13 protein-coding genes are annotated in these 11,723 nt (G+C 36.1%); 6 read left to right on the top strand and 7 right to left on the bottom strand.

Annotated elements, in window-relative coordinates; all coding sequences use genetic code 11:
* Window positions 1-14 precede the first annotated feature (14 nt).
* Window positions 15-512: a hypothetical protein gene (locus tag ACFRAE_RS15020; protein ID WP_422797988.1), complete on the bottom strand. Its 498-nt coding sequence runs from the start codon at window positions 510-512 to the stop codon at window positions 15-17.
* Window positions 513-713: 201 nt separating this feature from the next.
* Here ACFRAE_RS15020 and hemA point away from each other — a divergent pair, with 201 nt between their 5' ends.
* The 5 genes from hemA to ACFRAE_RS14995 all read left to right on the top strand — a co-directional run bounded on the left by hemA (window position 714) and on the right by ACFRAE_RS14995 (window position 7,105).
* On the top strand, window positions 714-1,955 hold the full coding sequence (hemA, locus tag ACFRAE_RS15015; RefSeq protein WP_422797987.1) for a glutamyl-tRNA reductase: 1,242 nt from the start codon (window positions 714-716) through the stop codon (window positions 1,953-1,955).
* A gap of 105 nt (window positions 1,956-2,060) precedes the next feature.
* Window positions 2,061-3,647 (top strand): hydroxymethylbilane synthase, encoded by a 1,587-nt coding sequence (hemC, locus tag ACFRAE_RS15010; RefSeq protein ID WP_422797986.1) that lies wholly within the window; start codon window positions 2,061-2,063, stop codon window positions 3,645-3,647.
* Window positions 3,648-3,705: 58 nt separating this feature from the next.
* Window positions 3,706-4,677 carry a porphobilinogen synthase gene (hemB, locus tag ACFRAE_RS15005; RefSeq protein ID WP_422797985.1) on the top strand — a complete coding sequence of 324 codons (972 nt, stop codon included), beginning with the start codon at window positions 3,706-3,708 and terminating at the stop codon, window positions 4,675-4,677.
* Between the two features lie 238 nt (window positions 4,678-4,915).
* Window positions 4,916-6,361 (top strand): asparagine--tRNA ligase, encoded by a 1,446-nt coding sequence (asnS, locus tag ACFRAE_RS15000; RefSeq protein WP_422797984.1) that lies wholly within the window; start codon window positions 4,916-4,918, stop codon window positions 6,359-6,361.
* Between the two features lie 123 nt (window positions 6,362-6,484).
* Window positions 6,485-7,105 (top strand): L-threonylcarbamoyladenylate synthase, encoded by a 621-nt coding sequence (locus ACFRAE_RS14995; protein ID WP_422797983.1) that lies wholly within the window; start codon window positions 6,485-6,487, stop codon window positions 7,103-7,105.
* On the opposite strand, the gene ACFRAE_RS14990 is transcribed toward ACFRAE_RS14995, so the two are convergent.
* Entirely contained in the window at window positions 7,100-7,540 is a 441-nt protein-coding gene (locus ACFRAE_RS14990; protein WP_422797982.1) for an SRPBCC family protein, read from the bottom strand. The genes ACFRAE_RS14995 and ACFRAE_RS14990 overlap by 6 nt on opposite strands.
* 91 nt (window positions 7,541-7,631) lie before the next feature.
* On the opposite strand from ACFRAE_RS14990, the gene ACFRAE_RS14985 reads away from it, so the two are divergent.
* Complete coding sequence (locus ACFRAE_RS14985) at window positions 7,632-8,462, top strand: nucleotidyltransferase domain-containing protein (RefSeq protein ID WP_422797981.1); 831 nt, start codon at window positions 7,632-7,634, stop codon at window positions 8,460-8,462.
* 3 nt (window positions 8,463-8,465) lie between these two features.
* Here ACFRAE_RS14985 and ACFRAE_RS14980 read toward each other — a convergent pair whose 3' ends face one another.
* Genes ACFRAE_RS14980 through ACFRAE_RS14960 form a run of 5 tightly spaced genes read right to left on the bottom strand, consistent with a single transcriptional unit; the run spans window position 8,466 to window position 11,708 of the window.
* Entirely contained in the window at window positions 8,466-9,026 is a 561-nt protein-coding gene (locus ACFRAE_RS14980; protein ID WP_422797980.1) for a Crp/Fnr family transcriptional regulator, read from the bottom strand.
* Window positions 9,027-9,035: 9 nt separating this feature from the next.
* On the bottom strand, window positions 9,036-9,926 hold the full coding sequence (locus ACFRAE_RS14975; protein ID WP_422797979.1) for an EamA family transporter: 891 nt from the start codon (window positions 9,924-9,926) through the stop codon (window positions 9,036-9,038).
* 28 nt (window positions 9,927-9,954) lie between these two features.
* Window positions 9,955-10,272: a DUF721 domain-containing protein gene (locus ACFRAE_RS14970; RefSeq protein ID WP_422797978.1), complete on the bottom strand. Its 318-nt coding sequence runs from the start codon at window positions 10,270-10,272 to the stop codon at window positions 9,955-9,957.
* Window positions 10,259-11,368, bottom strand: coding sequence for a DNA replication/repair protein RecF (gene recF / locus ACFRAE_RS14965; protein ID WP_422797977.1), 1,110 nt, complete (start codon window positions 11,366-11,368; stop codon window positions 10,259-10,261). Before recF ends, ACFRAE_RS14970 begins: the two co-directional genes overlap by 14 nt.
* Before the next feature lie 37 nt (window positions 11,369-11,405).
* Entirely contained in the window at window positions 11,406-11,708 is a 303-nt protein-coding gene (locus ACFRAE_RS14960; protein WP_422797976.1) for a DUF4834 family protein, read from the bottom strand.
* Window positions 11,709-11,723 lie beyond the last annotated feature (15 nt).

Below are 11,723 nucleotides of genomic sequence, written 5' to 3'. Positions count from 1 at the left end.
GAATAAGCCAATAACTAGGCTTCCGTATTCAGAGCAATTTCCTTGCCTTTTCTAACAGAAAAATAGATTAATAAAGCCCCTAGCATAAGTACAACCCAACCCCATCTGAGCTGTAATGTTTTTGCTAGTAATCCATCAATAATTTTCAATCCGAAAAAGTTATTGATTTGCAAATACACCAATACAAAGGAAAGTACTATCCAAAGCACGAGTACAATGGCAGAAATGCGAAATGCATTTAATTTTCGCATAAAAAACAGCAAGACCGATAAGCCTAGAATCCCCAATGTAATGAAGAATAAACCACTATCGACCTGATATAAATTCCAGTTTGCTTGCAGTGGTACCTTAAGAAAAGGGCAAAAAATACTAGCAGTAAATACTACTATAAAACCGATTAATGCGATTGGTTTGTATAAACGAGTCATTCTTTTTTCTTCAAAGATGGGAATTAGCGAGGAAATTATCTGCTGAGAGGCAGAAAAATTCATTCGATTTAATGTAATCTTCATCACAATTTCATATTGAGATAAATGATCTTCATCACTACAATTTCATTTTATATCTACAACACACTGTTTTACAATACTTTATAATTTTTCTAATGCTATTTATAATCGTTCTAAATTCGTTCTATTGACAGATTCTTGACAATCGGCATGATGTTTTAATCTACATTTGCATAACAAAATTATTGGCGAATAAATTAAGCTTTGAAGAATTTAAAAGTTATAGCGTTTACCCACAAACACATTGACCTAAAAGATTTGGGAAATTTGGTTATATGCAATGAAGAGTTGGATAGTCGCTTGATTAACCTTAAAAATAGTTTAGACATTCCTGAGATATTTTACATTGGTACTTGTAACCGTGTGGAATTTGTTTTTTATGGACCTCATGAATTAAACGATGATTTTGTTGTTCAATTTTTGGACAAAATGAATTTCTGTGTCCCAGCAGAACGGATGCAATGTTACTTAGGCCAAGTAAATCGTTACGAAGGGTTAGAAGCATTGAATCATTTATTCCGCACCTCTTGTTCATTAGAAAGTTTAGTAGTTGGGGAAAAAGAAATTTTGGCCCAAGTACGTCGCGCATATGATCGTTGTAAAGCAGCGGGATTTACGGGTGATTTTTTACGTTTAATGATGGACCGTTTAGTAAAAACGGCCAAAGAAGTTTATACGTACACGAACATTTCTAGAAACCCAATATCAGTTGTTTCATTGGCCTATCGTAAACTGCGAGAGCTTAAATTCAACGATAATCCAAGAATCTTATTGATAGGATCAGGGGAAACGAATCAAAACTTAGCCAAGTACCTTAAAAAACACAAGTATAGTAACTTTACTATATTCAATAGAACTTTAGCAAATGCTCAGCCATTAGCTCGAGAACTACAAGCCAGAGCATTCCCATTAAGTGAGTTAAAAAACTATAAGGAAGGTTTTGACGTGATGATTACTTGCACAGGAGCACCTGAGGCAATTATTCATGAAGACCTATACCGTTCTTTACTTAATGGTGAAGAAGATAGAAAAGTGATTGTTGACTTAGCGATCCCTAATGATATTGACGCGGAAATCATCGCGAAATACCCAATTCAATACATCGAGGTTAGTGGTCTTCAACAAGTAGCCGAAAAAAATATCCAAGAGCGTTATTCCGAATTGGAGAATGCCGAAAAAATTATCGAAAAAAATATTCGTGAGTTTCTACCCCTTTTAAAACAAAGACGTGTGGAAGTGGCTATGAAAGAAGTTCCTGAAAAAATCAAGGAAATCCGATCGATGGCGATGACTGAAGTTTTTGCTAATGAGGTGGAACAATTAGATCCTCAGGCTCGTGAAATATTAAATAAGGTTATTAACTATATGGAGAAAAAATACATCAAAGTTCCGATGGTTATGGCTAAAGAAATTTTGGTAAAATCTGTAGAATCAGAAAATAATTAATCGAACTTTCTTCAAAAATTTAGGTAATCTGACACAATTCGGGCAGAACTAATAGCCTATTTCCTTAACTTTGCCCTCAACATATTTATTTGTAAAACTTTGACCGTGAATAGAACACTAATAATTGGAACGCGTGGAAGCGAATTGGCCCTTTGGCAAGCAAATTTTGTAAAAGACCGATTGGCAGAAATTGGAATTCAAGCTACGTTGAAAATCATTAAAACTCAAGGGGATATTATTCAACACCTGCGTTTAGATAAATTAGAAGGGAAAGGTTTTTTCACCAAAGAATTAGAGGAAGAATTATTATCAGGGAGCATAGATTTGGCGGTACACTCGCACAAAGATTTACCCACTAAAAATCCTCCTGGCTTAATCATTGCCGCAGTATCGGAACGCGAAAATCCTGCTGAATTATTAATTATTCATAAGGATTGTGTGGATCTAAGCAAAAGACTATCCCTCAAACACAATGCAACCATAGGAACCTCTTCTAACCGTCGGAAAGCACAACTGCTTTCTATACGTCCGGATTTGGAATTCGATGATTTACGTGGTAATCTACAAACGCGAGTGCAAAAACTACGCGATGAGAAATACGATGCCATTATGCTTGCGAAAGCGGGTATCGCTAGAATAAACATGGAGCTTAGTGATTTTCATTTGGAAGAAATTGCGCCAGTAGAACTTATTCCTGCTCCTGCACAAGGCGTACTTGCTATCCAAATTCGCGAAAACGACCAAGAATTATTCGACACCTTACAGTCTATTCATAACCACGAAGTTGCGGAAGCAATTGCAGTAGAGCGTAAAGTACTCAATCTATTTGATGCAGGTTGCCATGCCCCTTTGGGGTCTTATTGCCGTAAAAAAGATGGCAAGTATCAGTCTTGGACTTCCATAGCTGATACCAATGAAGATTTTCCTGATCGTGTATTTTTAACCTCAGATACTACGGAAGGGATGGCAGAAAAAATCTTTGCCAAATACGATAAGCAACGAAAATTACCAAGTTCGGTATTCATCACTCGTGATTTAGATGAAAACTCCTACTTAGGCCGATATTTAAAAAAACACGAAATTCAGGTAGACGCCAGGTCATTGATCCGAATATTCCCAACCATCAATAAATTAGATTCTTTTATTCTTAAACGTGCCGATTGGATATTCTTTAATAGTAAAAATGCTATTGAACATTTCTTCAATTTGGAACCCTTAATCTTAAAGAAAACTAAAATTGCTGTATTAGGAAGAGGATCTGAAAGCACCTTAAGAAAATTCAATCGAATTGCTGACTTTTCAGGAGATGATTTAGGCATTGAAACAGCGGATATTGCTCAGGAATTTTCAAAATTAGTCGATGGAAAAACGGTGTTAATCCCTCGTGCTGAAGGTTCTTTAATGACTATTCAAAAATCATTAACAGAAAACACGAAAGTCATTGATATGCCAATCTATGAAACAGTGATTGAAGAGCAGGTCGATAAAACCAATGCCGAAGTGATGATTTTTACAAGCCCTAGTAATGTGGAAGCCTACTTTAAAGAAAATTTAGCAGATCCAGGACAAAAAATCATTTGTATCGGGCATTCAACAGCAAAAGCCATAGAAGCCTTGGGTCTGACTTACACCCTTCCATTTTCACCAGATGAGATGGGCTTAACGGAAGCCATATTTGGATTAAATTATTAAATCAATATAGTTAACAGGGGGAGCAATCCCCTTTTTCAGGATATATAATACAACGAGCATGTTACATCGTCCAAGAAGAAATAGAAAATCAGCTGTCATTCGTGACATGGTTCAAGAAAACCACTTATTTGCTGCAAATCTAATCTTCCCATTATTTATTGTTGAAGGAGAAAATCAACGAGTAGAAGTCTCTTCCATGCCAGGCATATACCGGTATTCGGTAGACAACTTATTACGGGAGGTAGAGAGTTGCATGAATTTAGGTTTAAAATCTTTTGATTTATTCCCAGCCGTAGAAGAATCCTTAAAAGATAAATATGCGACCGAAAGTTACCGACAAGGGACTTTGTATTTACGTGCTATCGAAGCGGTAAAGAAAAACTTTCCAGAAGCCTGTGTCATTACAGATGTGGCCATGGACCCTTACAGTTCGGATGGCCATGATGGTATCGTTGAAAATGGAGAAATCTTGAATGATGAGACCCTAGAAGTATTAGGTAAAATGGCCTTAGCACATGCTGCTGCTGGAGCGGATATCATTGCTCCCTCCGACATGATGGATGGACGAATAGGCTATTTAAGAGCGCTACTAGACGAGCAAGGTTTCAGCAATGTATCCTTAATGTCCTATACCGCAAAATACGCCTCTGCATTTTATGGTCCATTTCGCGATGCCTTAGGCTCAGCACCAAAGAATGGCGATAAAAAGTCGTATCAAATGAATCCTGCAAATAGCAAAGAAGCCTTAATAGAAGCACAATTGGATGCGCAAGAAGGCGCGGATTTTTTAATGGTAAAACCTGGTTTGCCTTACCTGGATATCATCAAATTATTAAGCGATAATTTTGACCTACCGATTGCGGCATACAATGTGTCTGGTGAATATGCGATGCTTAAAGCGGCCATTGCCAATGGTTGGTTGAGCGAGCAGGCTATAATAGAAACCTTACTCAGTTTCAAACGTGCCGGAGCGACTTCCATTTTAACGTATCATGCGAAGGAAGTCATCCAAAAAGGTTGGATAAAATAAAATTAACAAACGTCATTTCTAACAAAATGACGTTTTTGTTTTATATAAAACCACGGACAAAGCACTTAAATTTAATAATAGAAACCGACAGCCTTGTACCAGTTCAAAGCCGTGCAAGGATTCGTTGTCTTCGTAAATATTTATCATTAACAAATTGACATTTATAGCTAAAAAACCAATTTATTGGCTATTTTTGTAAGCTAGGAAATCAAGCAGTACTATTATTTTTTCTTTAAAAATGGAACATACACGAATAAAAGAATTATTAAAATCTGAGGAGTTCGGAAAAGAAGTTATTATCAAAGGTTGGGTTCGTACCTTCCGTAATAATCAATTTATTGCGATTAATGACGGATCTACCATCAATAATATTCAAGCTGTCATTGATTTTGAGCATACGCCAGATGAGTTGTTAAAAAGAATAACAACAGGTTCTGCACTTCGCGTGAAAGGTACATTAGTAGCATCTTTAGGAAAAGGACAACGGGTAGAAGTTAAAGCAACAGAAGTGTCTGTAATTGGGGACTCAGATCCTGAAAAATTTCCATTACAACCTAAAAAACACAGCTTAGAATTTCTACGCGAAATTGCGCATTTAAGGTTCAGAACTGGAACGTTTAATGCTATTTTCAAAGTACGTAATGCGTTATCCTTTGCAGTTCATCAATTTTTCAATGAACGTGATTTCGTCTATATGCACACCCCTATCATTACGGGTTCGGATGCAGAAGGTGCTGGAGAAATGTTTAGGGTAACTACCATAGATTTAAATAATATTCCAAGAACAGAACAAGGGGAGATAGATTTTAAAGAAGATTTCTTTGGCAAATCGACAAATCTTACGGTGTCTGGACAACTAGAAGGTGAATTAGCCGCTTTAGCATTTGGAAACATCTATACCTTTGGGCCTACATTCAGAGCAGAGAATTCCAATACAACTAGACATCTGGCAGAATTCTGGATGATCGAGCCTGAAATGGCATTCTACGAATTGGAGGATAATATGGATTTAGCCGAAGCATTGCTAAAATACGTGATTCGCTATGCCTTAGAAGCTTGTCCTGAAGAGATTGAATTCTTAAAGAATAGGTTGTTAGAGGAAGAGAAATCTAAACCGCAACAAGAACGTTCGGAATTGAATTTAATTGAGAAATTAAATTTTGTATTGGAACATGATTTTGAAAGGGTAACTTATACCGAAGCTATCCACATATTAAAAGCGAGCAAACCAAATCAAAAGAAGCAGTTTAAATACCTAATTGAAGAATGGGGTGCAGATTTACAATCGGAGCACGAACGCTATTTGGTCGAAAAACACTTTAAAAAACCTGTTATCTTAACGGATTATCCTCGGGAGATTAAATCATTTTACATGAAACAAAATCCTGTAGATACTGAAGGTAGACAAACCGTTCGCGCGATGGATATCTTATTCCCAGGAATTGGAGAAATGGTAGGAGGATCACAACGTGAGGAGAATTTGGAAAAACTATTGACTCGCATGGATGAAGTAGGTATCCCAGCAGAAGAGATGGATTGGTTTTTAGATACTCGAAGATTTGGCTCTGTTCCGCATTCGGGATTTGGAGTTGGTTTTGAACGATTGGTGTTATTTACCACCGGGATGACCAATATAAGAGATGTAATTCCTTTCCCTAGGACACCAAAAAACGCAGAATTCTAGGAAACAACAGATCAGCTAAACAAACCGTCAAAAAACTTCTTTTGACGGTTTTTGTTTAAACTATATCGGATATTTCTTTGCGAAGAGGTATCAAGCAAAAAAATAGAAATAATAAATAATCTTATGCTTTTAAAAATTTACAATGATAACCCTAATCCTAAAGCCATTGAAGAGGCAGTAGCTATACTGAAAAAAGGAGGTGTCATCATTTATCCAACGGATACTGTTTATGGTATGGGTTGCGATATCAGCAATCAAAAAGCGATTGAACGAGTGTATGCGTTGCGAGGTTTAAAACCTGAAAAAAGCAATCTTTCCTTTATTTGTTATGACCTAACCCATATATCGCAATACACCAAACCATTTGATACTGCGGTATTCAGGGTCTTAAAAAAAGCACTTCCAGGACCTTTTACGTTTATTTTTAACGCGAGTTCTCAGGTCCCCAAACTGTTAAGCTCCAAAAAGAAAACCGTGGGTATTCGTATCCCTGATAACAACATCGTTCGAGAAATCGTTCGTGTTTTAGGCAATCCTATCGTGACCACTTCTATTCATGATGATGATGAAATCTTAGAATATTCTACGGATCCCGAATTAATATATGAGAAATTTCAGGATAAGGTCGATTTGGTGATCGATGGTGGATATGGCGATCATGTGGCTTCCACCATAGTGGATGTTACCTCAGGTGAGTTTGAAGTAATCCGTGAAGGTAAGGGAGAACTTGATCAATACTTATAACAAGTCCTCTACCCTCTTCTTTATCGCTTTATTAAATGTATTAAAGCCTTGTTTGGTATTTACATTTATCATTTTTTTTAAAAATGGAATTAGGATTCCCGAGAAGTTCTCCCCTTGGGTAAGTTTGGTTTGATTAGGCCCTGATGCTTCTAATTTAAAATAATGTTCCCCATCAAATATACCTGGAATAACTAATTTTCCTTTCCAACGAATTTCTTCCTGTTCCGCAATAACAAGAAAAACAGGATTCATAACTATTTTCATCGACTCTGGAGCTTCCAAATGGACCTTAGTTCTTCGACCTACCTCAGGAATACCATCAAATTGCTTGATAAACTCGCTCCATAGGGGATAGCTTTCAAAATCACTTAATACATCCCAGACGTTCTCTATAGGAGCGAAAATCTGTATTTGGGTTTCAATTTTTGCTTTCATAAAACAAAGTTAATGGGAAGATCCTGCTAGACACTTGACATTTATCAAGAATAATTTTTTATAAATTCCGTTAATATTGAAATGTTTAATCATGGAAGAACTGATATTAGATAAAGTCTCTAGCACCTTATCCAACTTCGCATTTATTCAGGGTATTGTATTAGGGGGATCCAGAGCAACAAATACAGCTACTAGCCAATCGGATATTGATATTGGTATTTATTATGATCCTATAGGATTAGAATATCCTCCTTTACAAAAGCAAATACAAGATTTAGATGATGAGCACCGAGATAAATTATTGGGAAAAGAAGGGGATTGGGGAAATTGGGTGAATTTTGGTGCTTGGTTAAAAATAGAGGGGATAGCTGTTGATTTAATATTTCGGGATATTAATCGCGTGGCCAAGGCAATGCAAGAAAATGCTGCAGGAATTTTTTCCAGCAACTATCAAGTGGGTCATCCTCATGCTTATTTTAGCCATATGTATCAAGGAGAACTTGCTTCAAGTAAACTTATATTCTCAAAAGATCAAAACTTTATAAATCTGAAGACAAAAGCTGAAAACTATCCATTGAAGTTACAGGAAGCGATTATTCAACAGCAGTTGTTTGAGGCTGTCTTTTCTTTAACATTGGCGAATAAAGCCTTTGAAACAACTGATTTATATTATATTACTGGGCATATATTCAGGTCGATCTCTGCATTAAATCAGGTGCTTTTCGCCAAGAATAAAGTGTTTTTTCTAAATGAAAAAAGGGCATTAAAAAGAATTGATCATTTTGACTACGCTCCAAGCCATTATGAAGATCGGGTTCATATTATTTTGAACCTATTAACAAAAGATACTCGTATTGCCTTTGAACAATTGAATGAGCTCATTGCTGAAATAGAAATTATACATACCAAATTAGGCGATTAAGCCTTAAATTTTCTTCCGTATTCTACTTAAAGTCTCTGGACTCATCCCTAAAACCGAGGCGATGTATTGTAAAGGAACATGCTGAAAAAGGGTTTTATGATGCTCAAAATATTGTTGATATCGTTCTTCTGCAGTTAAAGCTATAAAATCAAAAATTCGATTTTCCATTTGTATAAAGCACTTGGCGACAAATCGTTTTTCAAAGATATTCCAATCAGGTATTTCCTGCTCAAAAAGATGATAATCTGATTTCTTCAAGGTCCATAAAGTCATCGGAGTTAATGCTTCTATGTTCCAATTGGCTTTCTGATCAAAAAGGAAAGACGATAAATCAGTAAGGAAATATCCAGGGCTACCAATCCATTGCGTCACCTCCTTGTCCTCAGTTGACTTGTATACCCTACAAAATCCTGAGGCTATAAAACTCAATTCTTGACAAAGTTTGCCCGACTCTAAGATAAGATCAGCACGTTGGATATCTCGTCTTTCAAACTTAGCTTGTATCGTACTTATATTTTGAGTCGATGTTTCGAATAGATGAAACAAATGATCTTTTATTTCCATACCCATCCTTTAAGACAGTTGATTTTTCCTCTTCTCATACCAGTAAGAGATATTAAAGATACAAATAGCTAAAATAATTAAAGAGAAGGCACTGATCTGATATATATTAATGGGCTCTTGATAGTACCAAACGGCTAAGCAGAAACTGATAATCGGATTAATATACAGCAATATACCTACTAATGATGAATCTAAGCCTTTTAATGCATATATGTTTAGAAAAAGTGGTACGATGGTATAGAAAATAGCGATAACAGCAATCAACAAATAAAACAAATCTGTTTTAGGCGTTTCGGTGTCCACAAAATTTAGAATAGGTAATAACAATATCGTACTCACCAAAATGTGAATGCTCAGTGTAAAAAATTTATCTAATTTGAAGGTGTTTTTTTGAAGAACCAAATAAGCAGCATAGGACAATGCAATAAGGAAACTGTAGAATAAATCGACAAAATGCCCATAAGCCATAATAATGCAGCTTATTAGACTTAATCCTACGGCAATCCATTGGCCCCGATTTAAATGCTCTTTAAGGAAGAGGTTTGCTAATACAGTCGTTAAAATGGGGCATATAAGATACGCTAAGGAAGTCGCATTGACGCTAACATTGTTCATCACGTAAATAAAAAGAAACCAATTTAAACCTAATAAAATCGCACTTCCTAGAATATTGATCAATAGCTTTTTCCTTTCAGCGGAAGAGCTGTTTCTTAAGTATTGAATACTCTGAAGGGTGGGTTTTCTTCTAAATAGAAAGCAAGCCAGTAAAATAGAGACAGAAGCAAAAAGTACACGGTAGATTAAAATGTCTAGAGCTGCAAAAGCCCCAAGAGGTTTAAGAACTAGAGCGAAAGTACCCCAAATCAAAAAACCTGTCATGGCCGACAAATAATATTTCATAAAGAAAATTACTTAAGGATGTATAGTATTATAGAATGATAAACTCTTCGATGATCACCTGCCCGACATGTTCATTCACTCGCCCGATTATTTGCTTACGCATCATGGCTAATTCATTTTTAATAACAGCAGATTCCACGCGTACAAAGAGTTTTTTGTCTTTTATAAAGATTTGTTGCGTGCGGTTTGCAATGGCAATTCCAATAATTTCTGGCCAGGCAGATACAATCGAAGTCTCGTCAAACTTTCTACGAAGTCGATATACATCCAACAATTTCTCTACTGCTTGTTTGATGGTAATATCATCGCTTCTTCGAAAAGTATCCTCATGCTTATATTTCGCCATTTACCTGTCCTCCCTTTACATCAAATATACGAATAGGCTTCCCTATTTCATTAAATATTTTCCTTATCCGCTCTGCGTCGGTATCGGTAAGAAATATCTGTCCAAACTCTTCTTCAGAAACCAGTTGCATTAATTTTTTGGTACGCTCCTCATCCAACTTATCAAAAATATCATCTAATAGCAGCAGTGGTTTAAACTGCTTTTTATTCTTAAGAAAAGCATACTGCGCCAATTTCAACGCAATAAGAAATGATTTTTGCTGTCCTTGAGATCCAAATTTCTTCAATGACATTCCCTCGTGAATACTAAAAACTAAATCATCTTTATGTATCCCAACGGTAGTTCGTTCCAAAGCTCTATCTTTATCCAGATGACTCTCGAGAAGTGCTAGGAAATCCGAGGAGGTCATTTGCGACTCATAAATTAATGAAACCTGCTCTGCATCATCCGATAAAAATTGATAATAACGCTGAAACTCCGGCAGAAATTCCTGCATGAATTGTTTCCTACGTTTATATATATTGTCGCCACATTCTACCAATTGTAGATTGAGCACCTCCAACAAGCCTATATCAAATATTCCAGTATCCCGGATATTCTTTAATACGGTATTTCGTTGCAGCAATATTCTATTGTAAGAAATGAGGATATCCAAGTAATGATTATCAGTTTGCGAGATAACATTGTCAATAAATTTTCGGCGTTCTTCACTCCCGTCCATAATAATAAAACTATCATTCGGGGAAATCATCACCAATGGAAATTGACCAATATGATCTGCTAATCGGGAATATTCTTTCTTGTTTTTTTTGAATTGTTTCTTTTGGTTTCTTTTCATGCTGCAAGAAATTTGATCGAATTTTAATGCCCGATCAAACTCTCCTTGTACCATAAACCAATCTTCCCCTTGACGAATATGTTGGGAGTCTATGGGATTAAAATAGGATTTACAAAGCGATAAATAATGGATAGCATCCAATAGATTCGTTTTACCTGAACCATTTTGTCCTGTAAACGCATTCGCTTCAGACGAAAACTCTAAGGTAGATTCCGAGTAATTCTTGAAATTTAATACAGAAAGATGCTTTAGCCACATAGAAAAACAAAGATAGGCTTTTTAATACGGCTTATCCTTATTTTACCTCCTCAAAATCGATAAACTCCCCAGCAGTAGCTGTTCCCTTTTTATGCTCTTCCTTCGGCGGCATGTATTCAACTTTAATTTTACCCTCTGGACGAGCATTCTTTTGTTGAAATTGGGAGAAAGGATCAGCATATGGATTTTGTTGCGGACCTTGGTTGGCATATTGTCCCTGTTGGCTATTCATAACTTTCTCTGCTAACTTCCTCATAAAGAAAGGCAGCAAAAGTCGCATTCCAAATTTGAATACGTAATAGATTATTACAACAGATATAATGAAATATAGTAGTGTCATAGTAAATGCTTTTTA

This window comes from Sphingobacterium sp. HJSM2_6, assembly GCF_049316305.1.
GTDB lineage: Bacteria > Bacteroidota > Bacteroidia > Sphingobacteriales > Sphingobacteriaceae > Sphingobacterium.
Note: the sequence above shows the minus strand (reverse complement) of the source record. Positions and strands in the feature narration are given on the sequence as shown.

What these genes read in the sequence shown, in the direction of transcription:
- ACFRAE_RS14970 (WP_422797978.1), bottom strand. Translation starts at nt 10,272, where the DNA reads ATGGCGAAATATAAGCATGAGGATACTTTTCGAAGAAGCGATGATATT.
- ACFRAE_RS14975 (WP_422797979.1), bottom strand. Translation starts at nt 9,926, where the DNA reads ATGAAATATTATTTGTCGGCCATGACAGGTTTTTTGATTTGGGGTACT.
- ACFRAE_RS14985 (WP_422797981.1), top strand. Translation starts at nt 7,632, where the DNA reads ATGGAAGAACTGATATTAGATAAAGTCTCTAGCACCTTATCCAACTTC.
- ACFRAE_RS14995 (WP_422797983.1), top strand. Translation starts at nt 6,485, where the DNA reads ATGCTTTTAAAAATTTACAATGATAACCCTAATCCTAAAGCCATTGAA.
- recF (WP_422797977.1), bottom strand. Translation starts at nt 11,368, where the DNA reads ATGTGGCTAAAGCATCTTTCTGTATTAAATTTCAAGAATTACTCGGAA.
- ACFRAE_RS14980 (WP_422797980.1), bottom strand. Translation starts at nt 9,026, where the DNA reads ATGGAAATAAAAGATCATTTGTTTCATCTATTCGAAACATCGACTCAA.
- ACFRAE_RS14960 (WP_422797976.1), bottom strand. Translation starts at nt 11,708, where the DNA reads ATGACACTACTATATTTCATTATATCTGTTGTAATAATCTATTACGTA.
- hemB (WP_422797985.1), top strand. Translation starts at nt 3,706, where the DNA reads ATGTTACATCGTCCAAGAAGAAATAGAAAATCAGCTGTCATTCGTGAC.
- ACFRAE_RS14990 (WP_422797982.1), bottom strand. Translation starts at nt 7,540, where the DNA reads ATGAAAGCAAAAATTGAAACCCAAATACAGATTTTCGCTCCTATAGAG.
- asnS (WP_422797984.1), top strand. Translation starts at nt 4,916, where the DNA reads ATGGAACATACACGAATAAAAGAATTATTAAAATCTGAGGAGTTCGGA.
- ACFRAE_RS15020 (WP_422797988.1), bottom strand. Translation starts at nt 512, where the DNA reads ATGAAGATTACATTAAATCGAATGAATTTTTCTGCCTCTCAGCAGATA.